This window comes from Microbacterium nanhaiense, assembly GCF_014646015.1.
Taxonomy (GTDB): domain Bacteria; phylum Actinomycetota; class Actinomycetes; order Actinomycetales; family Microbacteriaceae; genus Microbacterium; species Microbacterium nanhaiense.
In genome coordinates, this window is sequence record NZ_BMMQ01000004.1 from 193693 (window position 1) to 215968 (window position 22276).

At 69.9% G+C, this 22276-nt stretch carries 24 protein-coding genes and 1 tRNA gene; 9 read left to right on the plus strand and 16 right to left on the minus strand.

Annotated elements, in window-relative coordinates; all coding sequences use genetic code 11:
* Positions 1 to 34: 34 nt before the first annotated feature.
* From IEX05_RS08530 to deoC, 3 genes are all read right to left on the minus strand, one after another.
* Positions 35 to 688, minus strand: coding sequence for a response regulator (locus tag IEX05_RS08530; RefSeq protein WP_188700950.1), 654 nt, complete (start codon positions 686 to 688; stop codon positions 35 to 37).
* Positions 681 to 1901 carry a sensor histidine kinase gene (locus IEX05_RS08535; protein ID WP_188700951.1) on the minus strand — a complete coding sequence of 407 codons (1221 nt, stop codon included), beginning with the start codon at positions 1899 to 1901 and terminating at the stop codon, positions 681 to 683. Before IEX05_RS08535 ends, IEX05_RS08530 begins: the two co-directional genes overlap by 8 nt.
* 62 nt (positions 1902 to 1963) lie before the next feature.
* Positions 1964 to 2626, minus strand: a complete 663-nt coding sequence (gene deoC / locus IEX05_RS08540; RefSeq protein ID WP_188700952.1) for a deoxyribose-phosphate aldolase — start codon at positions 2624 to 2626, stop codon at positions 1964 to 1966.
* A gap of 109 nt (positions 2627 to 2735) precedes the next feature.
* Here deoC and IEX05_RS08545 point away from each other — a divergent pair, with 109 nt between their 5' ends.
* From IEX05_RS08545 to IEX05_RS08555, 3 genes are read left to right on the plus strand one after another with little or no spacing between them, the layout of a single operon-like run.
* Positions 2736 to 3455 carry an ABC transporter ATP-binding protein gene (locus tag IEX05_RS08545; protein WP_188700953.1) on the plus strand — a complete coding sequence of 240 codons (720 nt, stop codon included), beginning with the start codon at positions 2736 to 2738 and terminating at the stop codon, positions 3453 to 3455.
* Positions 3452 to 4231, plus strand: coding sequence for an ABC transporter permease (locus IEX05_RS08550; protein WP_188700954.1), 780 nt, complete (start codon positions 3452 to 3454; stop codon positions 4229 to 4231). Before IEX05_RS08545 ends, IEX05_RS08550 begins: the two co-directional genes overlap by 4 nt.
* A 54-nt stretch (positions 4232 to 4285) precedes the next feature.
* Entirely contained in the window at positions 4286 to 5269 is a 984-nt protein-coding gene (locus IEX05_RS08555) for a 2-hydroxyacid dehydrogenase (RefSeq protein WP_188700955.1), read from the plus strand.
* Between the two features lie 138 nt (positions 5270 to 5407).
* On the opposite strand, the gene IEX05_RS08560 is transcribed toward IEX05_RS08555, so the two are convergent.
* Positions 5408 to 6694, minus strand: coding sequence for an adenylosuccinate synthase (locus IEX05_RS08560; RefSeq protein ID WP_188700956.1), 1287 nt, complete (start codon positions 6692 to 6694; stop codon positions 5408 to 5410).
* Positions 6695 to 6761: 67 nt separating this feature from the next.
* On the minus strand, positions 6762 to 7349 hold the full coding sequence (locus IEX05_RS08565; RefSeq protein WP_188700957.1) for a hypothetical protein: 588 nt from the start codon (positions 7347 to 7349) through the stop codon (positions 6762 to 6764).
* A gap of 139 nt (positions 7350 to 7488) precedes the next feature.
* Here IEX05_RS08565 and argG point away from each other — a divergent pair, with 139 nt between their 5' ends.
* The 3 genes from argG to IEX05_RS08580 all read left to right on the plus strand — a co-directional run bounded on the left by argG (position 7489) and on the right by IEX05_RS08580 (position 10601).
* Positions 7489 to 8913, plus strand: a complete 1425-nt coding sequence (argG, locus tag IEX05_RS08570; protein WP_188700958.1) for an argininosuccinate synthase — start codon at positions 7489 to 7491, stop codon at positions 8911 to 8913.
* A gap of 115 nt (positions 8914 to 9028) precedes the next feature.
* A complete protein-coding gene (gene ald, locus IEX05_RS08575) occupies positions 9029 to 10096 on the plus strand; it encodes an alanine dehydrogenase (protein ID WP_188700959.1) in 1068 nt (355 codons plus the stop codon).
* Between the two features lie 91 nt (positions 10097 to 10187).
* Entirely contained in the window at positions 10188 to 10601 is a 414-nt protein-coding gene (locus IEX05_RS08580; protein ID WP_229661213.1) for a VOC family protein, read from the plus strand.
* A gap of 39 nt (positions 10602 to 10640) precedes the next feature.
* Here the strand turns inward: IEX05_RS08580 and IEX05_RS08585 are convergent, their stop codons facing one another.
* Genes IEX05_RS08585 through IEX05_RS08615 form a run of 7 tightly spaced genes read right to left on the minus strand, consistent with a single transcriptional unit; the run spans position 10641 to position 17030 of the window.
* A complete protein-coding gene (locus IEX05_RS08585) occupies positions 10641 to 10826 on the minus strand; it encodes a hypothetical protein (RefSeq protein ID WP_188700960.1) in 186 nt (61 codons plus the stop codon).
* A gap of 23 nt (positions 10827 to 10849) precedes the next feature.
* Entirely contained in the window at positions 10850 to 11194 is a 345-nt protein-coding gene (gene mnhG / locus IEX05_RS08590; RefSeq protein ID WP_188700961.1) for a monovalent cation/H(+) antiporter subunit G, read from the minus strand.
* Entirely contained in the window at positions 11191 to 11484 is a 294-nt protein-coding gene (locus IEX05_RS08595; RefSeq protein ID WP_188700962.1) for an MrpF/PhaF family protein, read from the minus strand. The genes mnhG and IEX05_RS08595 overlap by 4 nt, the downstream gene beginning before the upstream one ends.
* Positions 11481 to 12062, minus strand: coding sequence for a Na+/H+ antiporter subunit E (locus tag IEX05_RS08600; RefSeq protein ID WP_188700963.1), 582 nt, complete (start codon positions 12060 to 12062; stop codon positions 11481 to 11483). Before IEX05_RS08600 ends, IEX05_RS08595 begins: the two co-directional genes overlap by 4 nt.
* Positions 12059 to 13621 (minus strand): Na+/H+ antiporter subunit D, encoded by a 1563-nt coding sequence (locus tag IEX05_RS08605; RefSeq protein ID WP_188700964.1) that lies wholly within the window; start codon positions 13619 to 13621, stop codon positions 12059 to 12061. Before IEX05_RS08605 ends, IEX05_RS08600 begins: the two co-directional genes overlap by 4 nt.
* Positions 13618 to 14103 (minus strand): Na(+)/H(+) antiporter subunit C, encoded by a 486-nt coding sequence (locus IEX05_RS08610; RefSeq protein ID WP_188700965.1) that lies wholly within the window; start codon positions 14101 to 14103, stop codon positions 13618 to 13620. The genes IEX05_RS08605 and IEX05_RS08610 overlap by 4 nt, the downstream gene beginning before the upstream one ends.
* Positions 14100 to 17030 carry a Na+/H+ antiporter subunit A gene (locus IEX05_RS08615; RefSeq protein WP_188700966.1) on the minus strand — a complete coding sequence of 977 codons (2931 nt, stop codon included), beginning with the start codon at positions 17028 to 17030 and terminating at the stop codon, positions 14100 to 14102. The genes IEX05_RS08610 and IEX05_RS08615 overlap by 4 nt, the downstream gene beginning before the upstream one ends.
* Before the next feature lie 89 nt (positions 17031 to 17119).
* Here IEX05_RS08615 and nucS point away from each other — a divergent pair, with 89 nt between their 5' ends.
* From nucS to IEX05_RS08630, 3 genes are read left to right on the plus strand one after another with little or no spacing between them, the layout of a single operon-like run.
* Complete coding sequence (gene nucS / locus IEX05_RS08620) at positions 17120 to 17815, plus strand: endonuclease NucS (RefSeq protein ID WP_188700967.1); 696 nt, start codon at positions 17120 to 17122, stop codon at positions 17813 to 17815.
* 45 nt (positions 17816 to 17860) lie between these two features.
* Positions 17861 to 18502 carry an HAD hydrolase-like protein gene (locus IEX05_RS08625; RefSeq protein WP_229661214.1) on the plus strand — a complete coding sequence of 214 codons (642 nt, stop codon included), beginning with the start codon at positions 17861 to 17863 and terminating at the stop codon, positions 18500 to 18502.
* A gap of 3 nt (positions 18503 to 18505) precedes the next feature.
* Positions 18506 to 19765, plus strand: a complete 1260-nt coding sequence (locus IEX05_RS08630) for a coiled-coil domain-containing protein (protein ID WP_188700969.1) — start codon at positions 18506 to 18508, stop codon at positions 19763 to 19765.
* Between the two features lie 66 nt (positions 19766 to 19831).
* On the opposite strand, the gene IEX05_RS08635 is transcribed toward IEX05_RS08630, so the two are convergent.
* The 4 genes from IEX05_RS08635 to IEX05_RS08645 form a co-directional block, all read right to left on the minus strand.
* On the minus strand, positions 19832 to 20038 hold the full coding sequence (locus IEX05_RS08635; RefSeq protein ID WP_188700970.1) for a cold-shock protein: 207 nt from the start codon (positions 20036 to 20038) through the stop codon (positions 19832 to 19834).
* A gap of 294 nt (positions 20039 to 20332) precedes the next feature.
* Positions 20333 to 21478: a rhamnogalacturonan lyase family protein gene (locus IEX05_RS15525; RefSeq protein WP_373286296.1), complete on the minus strand. Its 1146-nt coding sequence runs from the start codon at positions 21476 to 21478 to the stop codon at positions 20333 to 20335.
* Complete coding sequence (locus tag IEX05_RS15305) at positions 21372 to 21953, minus strand: rhamnogalacturonan endolyase family protein (protein WP_229661215.1); 582 nt, start codon at positions 21951 to 21953, stop codon at positions 21372 to 21374. Before IEX05_RS15305 ends, IEX05_RS15525 begins: the two co-directional genes overlap by 107 nt.
* A gap of 209 nt (positions 21954 to 22162) precedes the next feature.
* A tRNA-Leu gene (locus tag IEX05_RS08645) sits at positions 22163 to 22246 on the minus strand.
* Between the last annotated feature and the right edge of the window lie 30 nt (positions 22247 to 22276).

Here is a 22276-nt window from a genome sequence, read left to right on the forward strand (position 1 = left end):
GGCGGTCGCGACGACGTGCCAGGGGTCGCCTCCGCTACCGCAGGCCCGCGTCGTGGATCCGGCGGGCGAGCTGCACGCGGTTGCCCGCGTCGAGCTTCGTGAACAGGTGCGCGATATGCGTCTTCACGGTCGCGACGCCGAGGAACAGCTCGGCGGCGATCTCGGCGTTCGACAGGCCGCGCGCCACGGCGAGCGCCACCTCGCGCTCGCGCTGGGTCAGCGATTCGGCGAGCGCCCGCGCGTCGGCGTCCTGTGCGCGGGAGCCCGTCGCGGCGGCGATGAGCCGATGCGTGACGCTCGGCGAGAGCATCGGCTCGCCGCGGGAGACTCGCCGCACGGCGTCCACGAGGTCGGCGGGCGGGGTGTCCTTGAGGAGGAAGCCTGCGGCGCCGTCGCGCAGCGCCGTGAGCACCATGTCGTCGGCGTCGAAGGTGGTGAGGACGATGACGCGGGTTCCGGATCCGCCGGCGACGATCTCGCGGACCGCCGCGAGCCCGTCGAGGACGGGCATGCGGATGTCCATCAGGGCGACGTCGGGCTTTCGGCGCGAGACGAGGTCCACTCCCTCGCGGCCGTTCGCGGCCTCGCCGACGAGCTCGATGCCCGCGTCGCCGCCCAGCATCATCGTCAGCCCCGCCCGCACGAGCGGGTCGTCGTCCACGAGCACGACACGGATCGGCTCACTCATCGCATTCCTCCCACGGCAGCCACGCGCGCACCGCGAAGCCGCCCTTGCCGTCGGGGCCGTATTCGAGCGTCCCGCCCACGAGCTCGACGCGCTCGGCGAGCCCCGCGAGCCCCATCCCGGATCCGGGGATCGCGGCGGCGCCGGCGCGCGCGGCGCCGTTCGTGACCTCGACCGCGAGCAGGCCGCCCGCGTGGCCGTCCACGCGCACGCGGATCGGAGCGCCGGGGGCGTGCTTGCGGGCGTTGGTGAGCGCCTCCTGCACGATCCGGAACGCCGTGCGCGAGACGAGCTCGGGCGCCTCGCCCGCGACGGATCCGGACGCGTCGACCACCGCACCCGCGGCGCGGGCCTCGTCGATCAGCGTCGGCAGCGTCTCGAGGGTCGGCTGCGGCGGCTCGATCCCCTCGGCGCCGTCGGCGCGCAGCACGCCCAGGACCTGCCTGAGCTCCGCGAGGGCGCGGCGGGAGTTCTCCTGCACGAGCACCGCGGTGCCGCGCACCTGATCGCGCGTCAGGTCGTCGCGATAGGCGAGCGCGCCGGCGTGCATCGCGACGAGCGAGATGCGGTGCGCGAGCACGTCGTGCATCTCGCGGGCGATGCGGGTGCGCTCGCCCGCCTCGGCTGCGGCGATCTGCAGCTCCCGCTCGCGCTCGGCCTCGAGCGCCCGGTCGTGGAGCGAGGCGATGAGCGCCCGCCTGGCGCCGATGTAGAGGCCGAAGACGGCGGGGAGCGCGAAGCCGACGGCCGCGCCGAGCACGTCGATCCACCACGGCGTCTCCTCGACATAGCCGGTCGGAACGAAGCGGTTGTAGAGCGTCGCGGCGACGACTCCGGTGACGATGCTCGCGATGATGGATCGCCACCGTCGATGCGTCGCGTTCGAGGCGACGGCGAGCTGCGCGGGCCCCGTGGCCGCCATGACCGAGAACGCCGAGAGCAGGCTCGCCGTCACCGCGACCGTCGCGGGGATCCGCCGCCGGAACGGCAAGAGCCCCATTGCGATCAGCCAGATGACGGGATCGACGAGCGACAGGACCCAGAACTGCGTCGAGTCCGCGGCGGTTCCCTCGTCGACCGCGATCGCGAAGAGCCCGTAGACGCCGAACCAGCCGATCACCGACAGCAACACGACCAGGAGGTATCGCCAGATCCGCGACCAGACGCGCAGGCGCGCGCCCGTCGCGAAGTCGATCCGCGGATCCGCTGAGCTCACCCGTTCGAGCCTAATCAGCGGGTCCGCACCGCACCATCCACCGAAAGGTGGATCGGCGCGGCTCAGTAGCCGGCGGCGGCCTGTTCGCCGTCGAGCACCGCGCGGGTGCTCGAGAGGCCGAGGCGCGTGGCGCCGGCGGCGATCATCGCGGTCGCGTCGGCCCACGAACGGATCCCGCCCGAGGCCTTCACGCCGAGTTCGCCGCCGACCGTGCGGGCCATGAGCTCGACGGCGTGCACCGAGGCGCCGCCCGCGGGGTGGAAGCCGGTCGACGTCTTCACGAAGTCGGCGCTCGCCGCGCGCGCGGCCTCGCAGACGGCCACGATCTGCTCGTCTTTGAGGGCGGCGGACTCGATGATGACCTTCAGCACGACGCCCGGAATCGCCTCGCGAACGGCGCGGATGTCGGCCTCGACGTCGGCGTAGCGGCCCTCAATCGCGGCACCCACGTCGATGACCATGTCGATCTCGTCGGCCCCCTGGGAGGCGGCGAGGCGCGCCTCGGCGGCCTTGATCGAGCTGTCGTGCTTCCCGCTCGGGAAGCCGCAGACGACGGCGACCTTGAGCCCCTCGGGGACCGTCACGGGAAGCATGTTCGGCGAAACACACACCGAGTAGGTGCCGAGCGCGGCCGCCTCGGCGATGAGCGCCTCGACGTCGGCGCGCGTCGCCTCGGGCTTGAGCAGCGTGTGGTCGACGGTCTTCGCGAGTTCTGCGGGAGTCATGGTCTCGATTCTGCCTCAGCCAGATGGGGAAGAACATAGCCGAAAGGCGGAGGCGGTCGAGCCTCGCGCGGGATGCGCGGCACCGTACGCACCGGGAATCGTGGGCGGCATGATCGAAGCCAGCAACCTCACCAAAAGATACGGCGGCCACACCGCGGTCGACCGCGTCTCGTTCACGGCCCGCCCCTACCGGGTCACGGGCTTCCTCGGCCCCAACGGCGCCGGCAAGTCCACGACGATGCGCATGCTCGTCGGCCTCGCCCGCCCGGACGACGGCGAGGCGCGCATCCTCGGCGCCTCCTTCGTCGACGTGCCGAACCCCGGCCGCTACGTCGGCGTCCTGCTCGACGCGTCGGCGACGCACAAGGGCCGCACGGGCCGCGAGACCCTGCGGCTCGCCGCAATGACGATGGGCCTCGGCGACGGATCCGTCGACCGCGCGCTCGACCGCGTCGGGCTCTCGAAGAAGGAGGCCGCGCGCCGCACCGGCGGATACTCCCTCGGCATGCGCCAGCGGCTCGGCATCGCGCAGGCGCTGCTCGCGGATCCCGCCGTGCTGATCCTCGACGAGCCCGCGAACGGGCTGGATCCGTCGGGCATCCGGTGGATGCGCGAGCTCGTGCGCGGCTTCGCGGACGAGGGCGGCACGGTGCTGCTCTCGTCCCACCAGCTGTCCGAGGTCGACGCCGTCGCCGACGACATCGTGATCATGGGATCCGGGCGCGTGCAGGCGCAGGGATCCCGCGAGGAGCTGACGCGCAGCGGCTCGCTCGAGGACGCCTACTTCGCCGCGACGGGCGACTCGGCCCGAGAGGAGCGCGCCGCATGAGCGCCGTGACCGACACCCACCCGGCCGTGCTCGAGGGTGAGCGGATCCCGTTCCTCCGACACGTGCGCGTCGAGCTGCGCAAGACCGTCGATACCCGCGCCAGCGCGTGGCTGCTGATCGCGATCGCCGTCATCACGATCGGCGCGACCGCGCTTCCGCTGTTCCTCACCGACGACGGCTCGGGCCTCGACTGGGCCTCCTTCGTGCTCTTCGCCTCGAGCGGCTGGTCGTTCCTCCTGCCGTTCATCGGGGTCATGGCCGCGACGGGCGAGTGGACGCAGCGCACCGCCCTCGCGACCTTCGCGCTCGAACCGCGCCGCACGCTCGTGAACCTCGCGAAGCTCATCGCCTCGCTCGTGCTGGGCGTCGCGATGGTCGCGGCCACCTATCTCGCGGCCGCCGTCGTCAACGTCATCGGCATCGCGTTCTTCGACGGCAGCGGATCCTGGGAACTCGACGGCGGCGGCGTGCTCGGGTACCTCGGCACGATGGCGCTGTACGTGACCCTCGGGGTGGGGCTCGGGCTGCTGCTGCTCAGCACCCCGCTCGCGATCGTCGCCTTCGTCGCGCTGCCGCTGCTCGTGAGCGTGCTGGCGCTGATCCCCGCCCTGTCGGACCTCGTGCCGTGGATCGACCTGACGGGCGCGAGCCTGCCGCTGATGGACGGATCGCTGACGGCGACCGAATGGGCGCACCTGGCCACTGCCACGCTCCTCTGGTGCGCGGCGCCGCTCCTCCTCGGCTTCTGGCGCACCTCGCGGCGCGAGGTGGCGTAGCCAGCGGCTCCACGATGCGGGGGCGATGGGCCGGCGCGGCGATACGATGCCCACATGACCGCTGCCGTTCATCGCCCCCGCATCTTCCTCGCCTACACCGCCGACGAGCTGGAGCGGTATTACAGCCCCGGTGCGCTGCAGGCGCTCGAGGCGCTCGGCGAGGTCGTGCGCAACGACACCGGCGAGGTGATCGAGAAGGCGGCGCTCGCCGACGCCGCCCGCGGATGCGACATCGTCATCGCCCACCGCTCGGTCGGCGTCGACGCGGCGTTCTTCGAGAAGCGGGATCCGCGCGTGCGCGCCGTGATCCGCGGCGCGATGGACGTCAGCACGATCGACGTGGACGCGGCGACGCGCGCGGGGGTTGTCGTCGCGAACACCTCCTCGGGCTTCGAGCGCGCCGTCGCGGAGCACGCCATCGCGCTCGCGATCGATGTCGCTCGCGACATGACCCGGGCCCGTGAGGCCTTCCTCGCCGGTACCGAGCAGCCGACCCGGCAGGGCATGGAACTGGGCGGTGCGACGCTCGGCGTCGTCGGCATGGGGCGCATCGGCCGCGAGCTCGCCCGCCTCGCGTCCGCGCTCGGCATGCGGGTCGTCTATGCGGATCCGTCGGCGGAGGCGCCCTACGAGCGCCTCGAGTTCGCGGAGCTGCTCGCGACCGCCGATGTCGTCGCCTGCCTCGCCGTGTCGGTCCCCGAGACCCGCGGCCTCTTCGACGATGCCGCCTTCGGATCCATGAAGCGCGGCGCGATCTTCCTCAACCTCTCGCGCGGCGAGCTCGTCGACGAGGCGGCGCTCGAGCGCGCGCTCGACGCGGGGATCCTGCGCGGCGCGGGCCTCGACGTCGGGTCGGGGCTCGACCAGACGCCGCCGCTGCGCCTCGCGCGGCGCCCCGACGTCGTCGCGACGCCCCACTCGGCCGGGATGACCGCCGCGGCCCGCCACGTGCAGGCGATGGACACCGTCGACCAGGCCCGCCAGATCGTCGCCGGCCGCATCCCCGACCGCGCCGTCAACGGATCCGCCCTCGCCTGACCCGGCTCCGGCTCCGGTCGCAAAATCTGCTCCTCGCGCCCGAGTGCCGAGCAGATTCTGCGACCGGAACACCGTCGGCGGCGGCCCGGACACGTGAAGACGCCCTCCCACCGGGGAGGGCGTCTTCACGTGGGCGGGTCAGTCCACGAGGTCGTGGCGCACGATGACCTGGTCGCGGCCGGGGCCGACGCCGATCACCGAGATGCGGGTGCCGCTCATCTCCTCGAGCTTCAGGATGTAGTCCTGCGCCGTCTGGGGCAGCTCCTCGAAGGTGCGGGCGCCCGTGATGTCCTCGGACCAACCGGGGTAGTTCTCGTAGATCGGCTTCGCGTGGTGGAAGTCGCTCTGGTTGACGGGCACCTCGTCGATGCGCTCGCCGTTCACCTCGTAGGCGACGCAGACGGGGATCTCCTCGAGGCCCGTGAGCACGTCGAGCTTCGTCACGACGAGGTCGGTGATGCCGTTGATGCGCGTCGCGTAGCGCGTGATCGGCGCGTCGTACCAGCCGACGCGGCGCGAGCGGCCCGTCGTGGTGCCGAACTCGAAGCCCTGCTGGCGCAGCCACTCGCCCTGCTCGTCGAAGAGCTCGGTCGGGAAGGGGCCGGCGCCGACGCGCGTCGTGTAGGCCTTGACGATGCCGACGATGCGGTCGAGGCGGTTCGGGCCGACACCGGATCCGGTCGCGGCGCCGCCGGCCGTCGCCGACGAGCTGGTGACGAACGGGTAGGTGCCGTGGTCGATGTCGAGCATCGTGGCCTGGCCGGCCTCGAAGACGACGACCTCGTCGCGGGCGAGGGCCTCATCGAGCAGCAGGCTGGCGTCGACCACCATGGGGCGCACGCGCTCGGCGTAGCTCAGCAGGTCGTCGACGATCTCGTCGACCGTGATGGCGCGACGGTTGAAGATCTTCACGAGCAGGTGGTTCTTCTGGTCGAGCGCGCCCTCGACCTTCTGCCGCAGGATCGACTCGTCGAAGAGATCCTGGATCCGGATGCCGACGCGGCTGATCTTGTCGGCGTACGCGGGGCCAATGCCGCGACCGGTCGTGCCGATCTGGCGCTTGCCGAGGAAGCGCTCCTGCACCTTGTCGAGGGTGCGGTGCGCCTGCGTGATGATGTGGGCGTTGGCCGAGATCTTGAGCTTCGACGTGTCGATGCCGCGCGACTCGAGCGCCTCGATCTCCTGGAAGAGCACCTCGAGGTCGACGACGACGCCGTTGCCGATGACGGGCGTCACGCCCGGCGAGAGGATGCCCGACGGGAGCAGGTGCAGGGCGTACTTCTCGTCGCCGATGACGACGGTGTGGCCGGCGTTGTTTCCGCCGTTGAACTTCACGACCCACTCGGTGCGCTCACCGAGCAGGTCCGTGGCCTTGCCTTTACCCTCGTCGCCCCACTGGACGCCGATGATCACGATTCCGGGCATGCGTTATCCCCCTGAGATTCGGGTGCTGGAAGCCCAGTCTATCGGGTGCGGGGAAATCGCCCTGAGATCAGCTCTCTTCGACCTTCTGCAGACCGATGAACTTCATGCGGTCTTCGCCGTAGAAGCACGTCTGCAGTGCGAGCTCGCCCTCGAGCCCGATGAGGTCTTCCGTCGTGGCCCAGATCTTGGGGGTGTAGCGGATGTCGATGATCTCGTAGAGGCCGTCCTCGCCGTCGCCCTCGATGTTGATCTTCTGCCCCTCTTCCCAGGGGAGCAGCACGTCGCCGCCGCAATTATTGTGCGCCGCTGCCGTCGGGGGCACCCCGTCGCGCTCGTACGACTTCATGATCGTGAAGGTGTGGTAGGTGTCACCGGTGCGGCACGCGACGTCGAGGTCGCTCTCGTCGCCCGTCACGCCGAGCGCCACGGTGGGGTACTCGTCGAAGACCTGTTCCTGCACCTTGTCGACGGTGCCGCGGTAGCCCGATTTGAGGGCCCCGTAGCCCTTCTCGACGGTCTCGGGCATGAGCCACACGCCGAGCAGCAGCGCGACGCCGCCCGCGACGAGCAGGCCGCCGAGCGCGCCGAGCACGATGTTCCCGGCCTTGCGGCCCTTCTTCTTCGTGCCGTTGCGGAGATCCGCTCGTTCGCCCACGTCTACCCCCGTGCTTGATGGCTTCCGACGCATTTTACCCCGCGGAGATGGCGCGGGGAAGAACGGTGCGGAAGCCGCCCCTCGCGCACCGCCGCCCCCTCGGTCGGTCTCACACCGCGCCCCGACTAGAATTGAGCGCATGTCGAACGTTCTTGAGAACCTCCCCGTCGGTGAGCGCGTCGGGATCGCCTTCTCCGGAGGTCTCGACACCTCCTGTGCGGTGGCGTGGATGCGCGATGCCGGAGCTGTCCCCTTCACCTACACAGGCGACCTCGGCCAGTACGACGAGGACGACATCGCGTCGATCCCCGCCCGCGCGCTCGAATACGGCGCCGAGAAGTCGCGCCTGATCGACTGCAAGCCGCTCATGGTCGAAGAGGGCCTGTCGGCGCTCGCGACCGGCGCGTTCCACATCCGTTCGGCGGGCCGCACCTACTTCAACACGACCCCCATCGGCCGCGCCGTGACCGGCACGCTGCTGGTGCGCGCAATGCGCGAGGACGGCGTCGACATCTGGGGCGACGGATCCACGTACAAGGGCAACGACATCGAGCGCTTCTACCGCTACGGTCTGCTCGCCAACCCCCGCCTGCGCATCTACAAGCCGTGGCTCGACGCCAAGTTCGTCAGCCAGCTCGGCGGCCGTCAGGGCATGAGCGAGTGGCTCGTCGAGCACGGCTATCCCTACCGCGACTCCGCCGAGAAGGCGTACTCGACCGATGCCAACATCTGGGGCGCCACCCACGAGGCGAAGACCCTCGAGGAGCTGAACGTCTCGCTCGAGACCGTCGAGCCGATCATGGGCGTGAAGTTCTGGGATCCCTCGGTCGAGATCCAGACCGAGGACGTCACGGTCACCTTCGACGCCGGTCGCCCCGTCGCGATCAACGGCACCGAGTACACCGACGCCGTTCAGCTCGTCCTCAAGGCGAACGAGATCGGCGGCCGCCACGGCCTCGGCATGAGCGACCAGATCGAGAACCGCATCATCGAGGCCAAGAGCCGCGGCATCTACGAGGCCCCGGGCATGGCGCTGCTGTTCATCGCCTACGAGCGCCTCGCCAACGCGATCCTCAACGAGGACACGCTCGCGACCTACCACGAGCAGGGCCGCCGCCTCGGCCGCCTCATGTACGAGGGCCGCTGGCTCGAGCCGCAGTCGCTCATGCTGCGCGAATCGATCCAGAAGTGGGTCGGATCCGAGATCACCGGCACCGTGACGATCCGCCTGCGCCGCGGCGAGGACTACTCGATCCTCGACACCGTCGGCCCCTCGCTCTCCTACGCGGGCGAGAAGCTGTCGATGGAGCGCGTCGAGGACGCCGCCTTCGGCCCCGGCGACCGCATCGGCCAGCTGACGATGCGCAACCTCGACATCGCCGACTCGCGCGCGCGTCTCGAGAACTACGTCTCGCGCGGCCTCATCGGCGGCACGACGGCGGAGCTCATCGGCCAGCTCGAGCAGGGCGAGGCGAAGCAGATCGCCAAGAGCGTCACCCCGATCGACAACGAGACGCTCGACAGCGTCGGCGAGTCGGCCGCCTTCGACACCGGCACCGACTGATCGCATCCGCCGAGAGGCCCGTGGATCCCCGTGGATCCGCGGGCCTCTCGCGTTCCCGGGTCGGGATCTGCGATGCTCGTCTGACACCCACAAGGTGTATGACAAGGAGGTCGTTATGAGAATCGCGGTACCCACCGAGATCAAGAACAACGAAGAGCGCGTCGCCCTCACCCCCAGCGGCGCCGACGCACTCGTCCGCAGCGGGCACGAGGTGCTCGTGCAGGCCGGAGCGGGCGAGGGATCCCGCATCGCCGACGCCGCCTATGCCGCGGTCGGCGCCCGGATCGTCGACACGGCGAACGAGGTGTGGGGCGAGGCCGAGCTCGTGATCAAGGTCAAGGAGCCGATCGCCAGCGAGTACGGCTTCCTCCGCTCCGATCTCACGCTCTTCGCCTACCTGCACCTCGCGGCCGACCGACCGCTCACGGAGGCCCTCCTCGCGGCGGGCACGACCGCGATCGCGTACGAGACCGTGCAGCTCCCGGACGGGTCGCTTCCCCTACTCACGCCCATGAGTCAGATCGCGGGTCGCCTGTCGGTGTCCGTCGGGGCGTACCACCTCATGCACTCTCAGGGCGGCCGCGGAACGCTCCTCGGCGGGGTTCCGGGCGCACCGCGCGCGAACGTCGTCGTCATCGGCGGGGGCGTCGCCGGCGAGGGCGCGGCCGCGAACGCGCTGGGCCTCGGCGCCCAGGTGACCGTGTTCGACGTCGACGCCCGCCGACTCGGCGAACTCGAGGCGCGCTACGGCAACGGGCTCTCGACGCGCGCCTCGACACCCCTCGCGATCGCGGAGGCCGTGGCCGCCGCGGACCTCGTGATCGGCTCGGTGCTCATCCCCGGATCCGCCGCACCGAAGCTCGTGACCGACGAGATGGTGCGCGGCATGCGCGCGGGATCCGTGCTGGTCGACATCGCGATCGACCAGGGCGGGTGCTTCGAGGGCTCCCGGCCGACGACGCACGACGATCCGACCTTCCGCGTGCACGACAGCATCTTCTATCGCGTCGCGAACATGCCGGGGGCCGTGCCGGAGACGGCGACCCGCGCGCTCACGAACGCGACGCTCCCCTACGTCCAGCGTCTCGTCCGCGATGGCTGGGAAGAGGCGGACGCCGCCCTCGCCCGCGGCATCAACGTGCGCGGCGGCGAACTCGTGCTCCCCGCGCTGCGGGCCGGATGAGGCACGCGGAAGCCCTTCCGCATTCCGGCGCCGCGTGTGATGATCGCATCGTCCGGGGCATTCGGCGCCGGCATCGGCGAGAGAGGTCATCGTGGGATTCAAGCAGGCTCCGTACATCATGCTCGAGGGCCGAGCGGCTGAGGCGCTCGACTTCTACCAGCGCGTCCTCGGCGGCGAGGTGACGCTGACGCACTACCGCGACCTGCCCATGGAGGGCATGGGCGGCGACCCCGACTGGATCATGCACGGCCAGCTCGAGACCGAAGGCGGCGTCACCATCATGGCCGCCGACGGCGAACAGCCGCGCGCAGCCGAGAACCCGAAGGTCGTCGTGTGCCTGTACGGCGACGATCGAGACGAGCTCGAGCGGCTCTTCCAGGGCCTCTCGGAGGGCGGGTCCGTCGAGCTCCCGTTCAACGAGGCGCCGTGGGGGTCCTGGTTCGGTCAGCTCGTCGATGCCTTCGGCGTCACCTGGATGATCGAGGGCGGCGGAGAGCAGAACTGAGCGCGGGGGTTCCTCGTGCCGGGCGGCCCGGGGAACCCCTCACACCTTCAGCTTCTCCTTCTTCGCCTGCTTGCGATTGCGTTCGTTGCGGAACAGTTCGCGGGCGAGTTCGGGATCCAGCCGCCCCTCCGCGAGCATGCGGATCGGGCACCGCTTGCAGCGCGGCTTCGACTTGCAGCACTTCTTCTTCGGGCCCTTTTTCTTGGCCTTCTTGTCGGATCCCATGCGTTCAGGATACGTTCGCGGGCTTAGCCCGAATCCCGCTGGGCCTCGATGTCATCGGCGAGCTCATCGATGACGATCGTGTCGCGATCGACGCTGCCGTTGCGATAGGCCTGGCGGGCGACCATGTGGGCGGAGATCGGCGCGGTCGCCAGCTGGATGAGCACGACGGGCACGAGGAAGGCGAACGCCGTCCAGCTGTGCAGGGCGACCGCGACGCCGACCGCGATGATCATCATCCCCAGGACCTGGGGCTTCGTCGCGGCGTGCAGACGCGCGGGCACGTCCGGGAAGCGCAGCAGCCCGATCGACGCCGTGAGGCACAGGAGCGCGCCGATGAGCACGAGCACGAGGGCGATCGTCTGGGTCATTGTTCGCCCTCCGTCTGCTGTGCGCGGTCGCGGCGGGCCACGAAGCGGGCGACCGCGACGGTGCCGAGGATGCCGGTGGCGGCGATCATGAGCATGATCGGCAGCGTGTAGGTGTGCTCGTTGATCACGGCCTCGGTGCCGAGGATGCACAGCACCTCGCTCAACAGCACGTCGCTCGCGATGGCGCGGTCGAGGATCGAGGGGCCCTTGATCATGCGGATCAGCGCGAGCAGCGCCGCGACCGTGAAGACGAGCGCGATCGCGGCGATGAGAACGGCCTGTACCGTCATCGTGCCTCCTCCCGTCGGCGCTCGGCGAATACGGGGACCTCGTCCGTGACGAGCCGCAGGTCCTCCCGGGATCCGACCGCCCGGACGATCAGCTTCTCCCATTTGAGCGCACCTCGCCGGAACTTCTCGACGTCTTCGGCGGAGGTGACGTCGAGGACGTGCATGAACAGCACCCGGTTGGTGCGGTCGGATTCGATGACGGTGCTGCCGGGGACGAGCGAGAGCGCGACCGCGACGTGGGTCATGATGAGGTCGTCGTCGATGCGCAGCGGGCTTCGGATGATCGCGGTCTGCGTCCGTCCAGGCTTGGTCGCGAGCCACGCGACCTGCACGGCGCCCGCGACGAGGTGCCCGAGGAAGGCCACGATCGCGACGACGAGCCACCACAGGTTGACGCGGCCGGTCAGCTCCGCGGCCGGGAGGCGGAACACGTTGGTGACGACGACCGCCACGACGATGCCCGTCACGGCGGCGAGCACGGTGAGCTGGCCCCAGAGGAGCATCCAGAGCACGACGAGCCAGATGAAGAAGGGCAGCTGCACCCACAGCCGCAGGACCTGTTCGCGAGCGGTTGTCATGTCGTCTGCTCCACATCCTCGAGCTGAACGAGCGAGATGGGCTGCAGCAGCGCCTCACCGATGCGTTCGCACACCTCGTAGAGCGGCCCTGCGAACACCGTCAGGGCGACGGTGACGGCGACCATGCCGAGCGTGGCACCGGTCATCACCTTCGGGATGACGCGCCGCTCGCCCTGCTCGTCGGCGGCGGGGGCATTGGTCAGGTAGCTGAACCGCGCCTCCGCCTCGACGTCCGCGGCCTCGTCGCCACCGCGCCAGAAGGCGAGGTTCCAGGCGCGCATGAGCGCGTACAGGGTGAGGAGCGAGGTGAGCACTCCCGCGCCGATCGAGACCCACATGATCGCGGATCCGACGCCCGCCGCCGCCTCGAAGAGCGCGAACTTGCCGATGAAGCCCGAGAAGGGCGGGATGCCGCCGAGGTTGAGCGCGGGGATGAAGTACAGCACCGCGATGAGCGGCGCGGCCTTCAGCAGCCCCTTGACGCGCACGATCGACGTGGATCCGGCGAAGCGCTCGATGAGCCCCACCGCGAGGAACAGGGTCGTCTGCACGACGATGTGGTGCACGACGTAGTAGGCGGTCGCGCCGATCGCCTCCGCCGTGCCGATCGACAGGCCGAAGATCATGTAGCCGACGTGGCTCACGAGCGTGAACGACAGGATCCGTTTGAGCTCGGCCTGCGCGATCGCGCCGAGGATTCCCACGACCATCGTCGCGATCGCGACGATGGCGAGGACGATGTTGAGGTCGCTGTCGTTGAAGAGCTGCGTCTCGGTGCGGATGATCGCGTAGACGCCGACCTTGGTGAGCAGCCCGGCGAACACGGCCGTGACGGGCGCCGGCGCCGTCGGGTAGGAGTCGGGGAGCCAGAACGACAGCGGGAAGACCGCCGCCTTCACGGCAAAGCCGACGAGCAGCATCACGTGCAGCATCATCTGCACATTCGGAGCGATCTCGTCTATGCGCTCGGCGATCTGCGCCATGTTCACGGTGCCGAGGGACGCGTAGATCACCGCGATCGCCGAGAGGAACACGATGCTCGACACGAGCGAGACGACGATGTACACCGTCCCGGTACGGATCCGGGATTCGGTGGATCCGAGGGTGATCAGGACGTACGAGGCAACGAGCAGGATCTCGAAACCGACGTAGAGGTTGAAGAGGTCACCGGCGATGAAGGAGTTGAAGATTCCCGCCGAGAGGATCAGGTATGAGGGGTGGAAGATCGAGATCGGCGTCTCGGAATCACCGTCCGCGGCGCCCTGACCGACCGAGAACAGGAGCACCGCGAGCAGCACGACGCTCGAGACCGCAACGAGCATCGCGGCGAGCCTGTCGACGTAGAGCACGATGCCGAAGGGCAGCGGCCACCCGCCCACCGACACCGCGAGGGGTGTGCCCGAGTCGACCGTGACGAGCATGACGGCGGCGAGGACGAACGTCGCCGACAGGGTCACGACCGACACCGTCACCTGGGCGCGGCTGCGGCGCCCGAGCAGCAGCGTGAGCGCCGCGCCGATCAGCGGCAGGATGACGAAGAGGGGGACCAGCAGGCTCATCGGGTCGACTCCTCGTCGCGGTTCAGCTCGACCGCCGTGGTGATGGGCGACACCACGCCGTCGGTGAAGTCGGTGGTCAGCTCGTCCTCGGTCTCGGCGGACTCCTCCTCGACGTCCAGCGCGTCCTCGGTCTCCTCGGCGCGCACCCGGAGCGAGATGTCTTCCTCATCGTCGAACACGGTGTCGGCCTCGCCGAGCTGCCAGGAGCGGTAGATGAGGGCCAGCAGGAAGGCGCTGACGGCGAAGGTGATCACGATCGCCGTGAGCATGAGAGCCTGCGGCAGCGGATCGCTCGCGCCCTCCGCGCCGTAGAACGGCGAGACGCCGGGGAAGCCCATCGAGATGAGCAGCAGGAGGTTCGTCGCGTTGCCGAGCAGCAGGAAGCCGATGAGCACGCGCGTGAGGCTGCGCTCGAGCATCGCGAACACGCCGCAGGCGTAGAGCACCGCCATCACGATGACGAGAGTCGTCGATACGGTCACGAGCGCGCTCCTTCCGTCTCACGGGCGTCGGTGATCTGTCGGTCGACCTCGGCGCCGAGCGCGCGCAGCACGTCGAGCACGAGCCCGATGACGACGAGGTAGACGCCGATGTCGAAGAAGGTCGAGGTGACGAACTCGATGTGCCCGATGACGGGGATCTCCGCCTCCCACACGGCGCGCGTCAGCGGATCCAGGCCCATCAGCATGGGCGCCGCCGCCGTCGTCACGGCGAGCAGGAGCCCGAAGCCCAGCATGCGCCCGGCGTCGGTCGGCGCGGCGATGCCGAGCTCGTAGCGCCCGCCCGCGACGTACCGCATCACGAGCGCGAGGCCCGCGACGAGGCCGCCCGCGAAGCCGCCGCCCGGCAGGTTGTGCCCGGCGAAGAGCAGGAAGATCGACACGACGATGATCGTGTGGAAGAGGATCCGCACGATCACTTCGAGGATCAGCGAACGCGATTCCGAGACGAGGGTCGTTCCGCCGACGAGCCACGCGCGCTGACCGCTTCGGCTCTCGCCGCGCTCGACGCGCAGACCGTCCGAGGTCTCCACGAGCGGGCGGCGGGCCGCCCTGCGGCGGGCGCGCCCGGGGATCTGCTCGCGCAGCTTCTCGCGCGCCTCGACGAGACGGTCGGCCCGCGCCGTGACGAACACGAGCGAGGCGACGCCCGTCGCGGCGAGCACGAGCACGCTGAGCTCGCCCATGGTGTCCCAGCCGCGCAGGTCGACGAGCGCGACGTTGACGACGTTCTTGCCGTGGCCGATCTGATACGCCAGCTCCGCCCACTCGACCGAGACGGGCTCGTGGATCCGGGCGCCGGCGGCGACGACCGCGACGACCGCCATGGTCGCGCCGACGGCGATGCCGATCACGGCGCGCAGGATCGGGTGACCCGAGCCGTTGTGGCTGCCCATGCGGGACGGGATCCGGCGGAGCACCAGGGTGAAGGCGACGAGCGTCACGGTCTCGACGAGCACCTGCGTGATCGCGAGGTCGGGGGCGCCGAGGAAGGCGAACAGCGTCACCATTCCGAGGCCCGTGACCGACACGAGGACGACGCCGGTGTACCGCTTGCGCGCCCTGACGGCGACGAAGCCCGCGATGATCATGAGGAGCGCCGCGATCGGCTGGACGGGGTGCTGCCAGGCGTCGAGCGAGAACCGCCACTCGCCGCCGGAGAGCAGCACGGCCGCCTCCGCGCCGACGAGCACGATGAAGATCGTGCCGACGTAGATCGGCAGGGATCCGGTCTGGGTGCGCCCCGTGATGAAGACCGCGAGACGGTCGATGGCGCGCGTGACGACGTAGTACACATCGGTGGCCTGGAAGCCCAGGAGCCGCTTCTTGCGGTCCCACCCGGTGCGGATCGAGAGCCAGAACACGACGACGCCGAGGCCGATCGCGAGGGCCGAGAGCCCCAGGGCCGGCTCGAGGCCGTGCCAGAGTGCGAGGTGGTAGTGCCCCTCCCCCGCGAGGTCGGCGTACGGTTCCAGCACGCTGCCGACGACCGGGGCGGCGAGGCCGACGGCGATCGTCGCGGCGGCGAGCGCGAGGGGGCTGACGAGGAAGCCGATGGGCGGGTCCGGCCAGGACGTCTCGTCGAGGGGGCGGCCCTGCGCGTCCTTCTTCCGGCCGAACGCGCCCCACACGAAGCGGATCGCGTAGCCGGTCGTGAGCACGCTGCCGAGCACGATGCCGACGATCGCGACCCACGCCCATGCGGATCCGGCGAGCGCCTCGTCGAGGAAGCTCGTGAGGGCGGCCTCCTTCGCGACGAAGCCCGCCAGGGGCGGCAGGCCCGCCATCGAGGCCGCGGCGATGATCGAGATCACCATGAGCGTCGGCGCCTGGCGCCCGACGCCGCTGAGCTTGTCGATGTCTCGGGTTCCGAGCTGGCGGTCGATGATGCCGACCACGAGGAAGAGCGCGGCCTTGAACATCGCGTGGGCGACGACGAGCGTCAGGCCCGCGAGGGCGGTGTCGCGCGTGCCGAAGCCGATCACGACGGCGATGAAGCCGAGCTGGCTGACGGTTCCATAGGCCAGGACGCGTTTGAGGTCGACCTCGCGCAGCGCCTGGAGCCCGCCGAGCAGCATCGTGAAGATGCCGAGGGAGACGAGGATCGGCCGCCAGGGCGCGGCCTCGGCGAAGGCCGGGGCGAAGCGGGCGAGGAGGTAGATGCCCGCCTTGACCATCGCGGCCGCGTGCAGATAGGCGCTGACGGGGGTGGGCGCGGCCATCGCGCCCGGGAGCCAGAAGTGGAAGGGGAAGATCGCCGACTTGCTGAGCGCGCCGATCAGTAGGCACACCAGGGCCGCGTCGACGAGCGCGCCGGCTGGCGGATCCGCGAGGATCGCGTCGATGCTGGTCGTGCCGGCGACGACCGTGAGGATCACGGCGCCGACGAACATGACCAGTCCGCCGAGGGTCGTCGTCAGCAGCGCCTGCAGCGCGGCGCGGCGCGATGCGGCGCGCACGTAGGTGTGACCGATCAGCAGGTACGACAGCACGCTCGTGATCTCCCAGAACATCACGAGCACGATGAGGTCGTCGGTGAGCACGAGGCCGTACATCGCCCCGGCGAAGCCCATCAGCACGCCGGCGAAACGCCCCACGCCCTCTTTCGAGCCGCGGAAGTAGTTGCGGCAGTAGATCATCACGAGCGCGCCGACGGCGGTGACGATGAGCGTCATTACCCAGCCCAGCGTGTCCATGCGCAGCGAGAGCTCGATGCCGAGCGGCCGGATCCAGGTGTATGCCTCGAAGGGAATGTCTCCGTCCGCGACGCGGGGACCGACGGCGAGCGCGTGCACCAGCGCCGCGATCGGCACGAGCGCGCCGAGGTAGAAGACACGGGCCCCGAGAATTCGCGTGAGCGGCACGAGCACGACACTGGCGATCCCAAACACGGCAAGGATCGCGATCATCAGTGTGGCTCCTCGTCGTCGTGCACCTGGCGGCGGGTTTCCTGTAGTTTACCGGCGCGCCAGTATGTCCCGGCCGATAACCTCGATATGTGCGCCTCGTTATTGCCCGGTGCTCCGTGGATTACACGGGGCGCCTCAACGCCCATTTGCCGCTCGCGACCCGTGTTCTCATGCACAAGGGCGACGGCTCGCTGCTCATCCATTCCGATGGCGGCAGCTACAAGCCGCTCAACTGGATGAGCCCGCCGTGCCGCCTCGACGCGATCGACGTCGACGACGAGCTGGCGAGCGCGGGCGTCATCGAGGCGTGGAGGGTGACGCACCAGAAGACGGGCGACACGCTCACGGTGCGAATCCACGAGATCATCCACGACACGACCCACGATCTGGGCGTCGACCCCGGCCTCATCAAGGACGGCGTCGAGGCCGACCTCCAGCGGCTCCTCGCCGAGCAGGTCGACCTCGTCTCGGAGGGCTCCAGCCTCGTCCGCCGCGAGTACCCGACGGCGATCGGCCCCGTCGATCTCATGATCCGCGACGCGTCCGGCGCGCCTATCGCCGTCGAGATCAAGCGGCGCGGCGACATCGACGGCGTCGAACAGCTCACGCGCTATCTCGACCTGCTGGGGCGCGACCCGCTGCTGACCGGCATCCGGGGCGTGTTCGCCGCGCAGGAGATCAAGCCGCAGGCGCGCGTGCTGGCCCGCGACCGCGGAATCGAGTGCCTCGTCCTCGACTACGAGCGGATGAAGGGCATCGACTCGGGCGTCCCGACCCTGTTTTGACGCTCGGCTAGGGTGGATCCCATGGGGAGTTCGCGATTTTCGTGTGTGTTGTGGGATGTCGACGGAACGATCGCGGATGCCTCGGCGGGAATCCTGCCGCGCATCGAGGTGGTGCTCCGCGAGCTCGACCGCCCGCAGATCCCCGCGGATCAGGTGAACCGCTGGATCGGCCCGCCCATGCTCGAGTCCTTCCAGCTCCTCGCGGGGCTCGACGAGAACGAGGCGACGATCGCCGTAGCGCGCTACCGGCAGCTGGCGGGCCAGCAGGGCTACGCGAAGTCCGTGCGCCTCTACGACGGCATCGTCGACGTGATCCGCGAGGTGCACGCGGCCGGCATCCCGCAGACGACCGCCAGCACGAAGCCCGGCAATCAGATCGACGCGATCTTCGAGCACTTCCAGCTGACCGATCTCTTCGTCGCCGTGCACGGAGCCACGCCGGCGCCGGGCGTCAACGACACGAAGGCCGACGTGCTCGGGAGGGCCCTCGAGGACATGCGCTCGCGCGGCGTCGACGTCTCGCGGCCCGTGCTCGTCGGCGACCGCCACCACGACGTCGACGGGGCCGCGGGCTTCGACGTTCCGGTCATCTTCGCACGCTGGGGCTTCGGCTCCCCCGAGGAGGAGGCGGGTTCGGTGCTCGCGGTCGAGAGCCCGGCCGAGCTCCGCGACGCGCTGCTGGGCTGAACCATGGACGAGACCACGGTCGACACGCTCGTTCGGTGGGGCGTCCCCGCGCTGATCGTCTTCGGATCCGCCGCGCTCGTCGTGGTCGCGGTGGTCGTCGGCGTGCGCCTCGCGCGGCGCGGTAAGCGCGCGCGAGCTCGGGCGTCGCGCGCGCTCGAGGACCTCGGCTCACTGCTCGTCCGGCTCGATGATGCGACCGAGGAGCTGGATCTCGAGATCGGGATGTCGAGCGCCCTGTACGACGGCCGCCCGCCCGCCTCGCTCCGCCGCGCCCGACTCACGGCCCAGCACACCCGCGATGACGCCTTCGCCGCCTACAGCGCCGCCTCCGCGGAGGAGGTGCTCCCGGCGCGGCAGCTCGCCGAATCGAAGCGGCTGACGATCGCGGTGCAGAAGGCGCTCGACGTCATCGAGCGCGCCCACGCCGACAACGAGGCGTGGCTCGCGGAGAACTCGAACGCCGTGGAGCAGGTCGCCGTCGCGCGCCGTCGCGTCGACGAGCTCGCGGCCCGCATGGGCGACCCCGCCGCGCTGCGCGAGGAGCTCGCCCGGATCGCCGACGAGAGCGAATGGGAGGACGCCGCGACGGCCGACGAGGAGGCCAGGGAGGCCCTCGAGGCGGCTCGCACGCACCTGCGCGCCGCGGAGGAGAAGGCCGCGGATCCCTCGCGCTCCGCCCGCGACGACCTCACCGCCTGCGAAAAGGCGCTCGTGCGCGCGGAGCAGGCCTCCCAGCTGCTCGAAGAGACCCACCGCCTCGTGCAGCACGCGGCGCTCGCGATCGGCGACGAGCAGAAGGGCGCGGCCGCCGCGATCCGCGCGGCCGCCGGCACCCAGCTCGCGATGGATCCGGAGCACGCGCCGAAGCTCGCCGAGGCGATCCGCGTCGCCTCCGCCGCGCTCGATTCGGCGATGCAGATCGCCCCGCGCCGCCCCGTCGCGGCGAACGAGCGGATCGCCCGCCTGCGCGACCAGCTCGACATCGCCCTGGCCGACGCACGCACGCAGCAGCAGCGGCTGCGCGGGGCGCGGAGCGCGCTTCCCGGATCCCTCGCCGCGGCCCGCAGCGCGCTCGCGCGCGCCGAGGCGGTCGTCACGGGAGCCGAGGTCGACGCCCGGGTGCGGCTGGACAGCGCGCGGCGCGAGATGGCGCTGGCCCGCCAGGCGCAGGATCCGATCGAGGCGCTCGACGCGTCGCGCCGCGCCCGCCGCGACGCGGAGGACGCCACCGCGCTGGCGAAGTTCCGCAAACGCCGCCGCTGACGAGGGCGTCGCGCACACAGAAAGGCCTCGCATCTCGAGGAGATGCGAGGCCCGGGTCTGAAAGTCTCAGATAGCGACGATGTTCTCGGCCTGGAGGCCCTTGTCGCCCTGCGTCACGTCGAACTCGACGCGCTGGTTTTCCTCCAGCGCGCGGTATCCGTCCATCTTGATTGCACTGAAGTGCGCGAAGACGTCCTGGCCGCCCTCGTCGGGGGAGATGAAGCCGAAGCCCTTCTCCGCGTTGAACCACTTCACGGTGCCCTGCGTGCTCATGTACTGCCGTTCTTTTTGGAGCGAATGTCGACGCAATTTCGCGCCGACGTGCCCACGCTAACCCACGCACCCTGCTTTGCAACAGGGTTTAGTGCAGATTGGTCGCAAAAAACAAGAAACAGCCCTCACCGTTGGGGGGAAACAGTGAGGGCCGGACGACCGAGAGAGGACGTCTCACTCCAGGATACATGGATGAATCCTCGCGATACCAGACACGCCCAATGTCGTGATTACCGGGTGCCCGAGGGCGGGGCGAGCGGTGCCGTCCTCCGCCCCCGGGGCGCTCTTTCGCGGCTATTTCCGCGGGTGCCCATTTCCTGCGTAGCGGATATTCGGCACCGGCGGCGCGACCATGTCGTGTCCGAGGAAGTAATCCACGTTGCTCGACTGCAGGTATCCCTTGAGCGTCATCGCGTTCCGGTAGGCCGGGTTGTGCGCGAGGGTGTAGAGCCGCAGATCGCTCGGCTGATCGGTCGTGAAGATGACCAGCTCGTCGAACTCGGCGCTGGGGAGCACGACCTCCTCGCGCCAGTCGCCCATGATGTCCGCCATCAGCGTCGGATACACCGAGTTCCCGAGCGCCGTGACGGCGCCGTGGTCGCCGAAGGTCAGAACCCGCGGCACGGTCTGCCGGTCGGTGGGGTTCTCCGGATCCCATTTCACGATTCGCGCGTCCCGGGCTGTCGGCACGGGGTCATTGGAGAAGAGTTCCCGGAGGGGATCCCCGTCCCACCACACCCCCATGTGCGGCCACGGCTGCTTCGTCGTGTCGGGTTCCGTGAGTTCGTTCGTCGGCGCGTTGTACAGGCCCACCGGCGTGCTCTGCTCGTAGTTGACCTCGCCGTTGTTCGACCACGTCTCCATTCCGGGGAAGCGGGGGTCGATATCGGCGACCATGCCGCGTCCGGCGTCGGCCGGGACGGGGGCGCTGTGCGTCCAGATGACCTCGCCCGTGGCCGCATCGTAGTAATAATCGAGGATCCCGCGCGGGTGGTCCTGCTGGATGCCGTACCCTTCGAGGCCCGGGCGCGAGGGATCGATGTCGGCGATGTACCACCGGTCACCGTGAATGATGTCCTGCGACGCGAGGCTGTAGCGCAGCGTTCCGTCGCCGTTGAGGACGAAACCGATCTCGCCGATCTCGTCGCGGCCGTCACCGTCGACGTCCACGATGCGCGTGTTGTGGCCATCGGGGAGGTCCTGATCCCCCCGGAGGAACTTCCACTGCTGCGTCAGCGCGTCGCCGTCGAAGCTCCACGCGAGGTACATCAGGTTGAAGCCACGGCCGCTCTCGCCCGTGTTCCCGACGCGGTTCTTCATATAGGCGACGAGGCTAGGGTGTACGCCGTCGAGGTGACCGACGCCGAGACGCGCGTACATCGGTCCATCGGCGATGTAGTCGTCGGGGATGGGGGCGTGCGCGCGCAGTTCGCCCGTCATCCCGTCGAGGACCGCCATCGCGCAGCGGCACGCGCACCGCGGGTTCCACCGCATGATCGGCCGTCAGCACGAACGCCTCGCTGGGCTTTCCCGGGTAGCCTTTCGCGACGGCGCGGACGCGATAGGCGTTCTCTGCGGAGAGATCCGCCGTGGAGTCGACGAAGTTCGTGCCGCCCGTGAGCGGCTGTCGGGTGAGCCGCTCGTACTCGCCGCCGTTCGTGGAGCGCTCGACGACGAAGCCGATGCCCTCGGGATCCAGCCCGAGGAGGCGCCAGCTCACCAGCACATCCGACTCCCCCGAGCGCACCGCGACCACTCCGCGATCCAGACGCTCCATGATCCGCTCGCCGCCGGTATCCTGTCCGGCCCCGCCCGGCTGCGCCAGCGCCGTGGTCGCCGGAACGACGCACAGGCGGGCCGTCACGACGGCGGCGAGGGCGATCGATGCGACGCGTCTCTTGTTTCGTTCCGTCATCTGTTTCCTCCTCGAATCAGATCGCTGACGCCCGTCCCTGGGCGTCGGATCCATCGTGGAGCGAGCCTCGCGGCATGCGAGGAAATCGATCAAATGCGCTCATCGACGCGGAAGAGGCGCCGGGGCCCTCGGGGTCGCCCCCGCGACAGATACAACGAGAAATCCCCTGGTGGCGGCGAATGCCGCGACCAGGGGGACCCGATGTCGAGTGCGCAAGGGGGGACTTGAACCCCCACGTCCGTAAGGACACTGGCACCTGAAGCCAGCGCGTCTACCGATTCCGCCACTTGCGCGTGTGTAGTTATTGCCGGGTGAAACCCAAC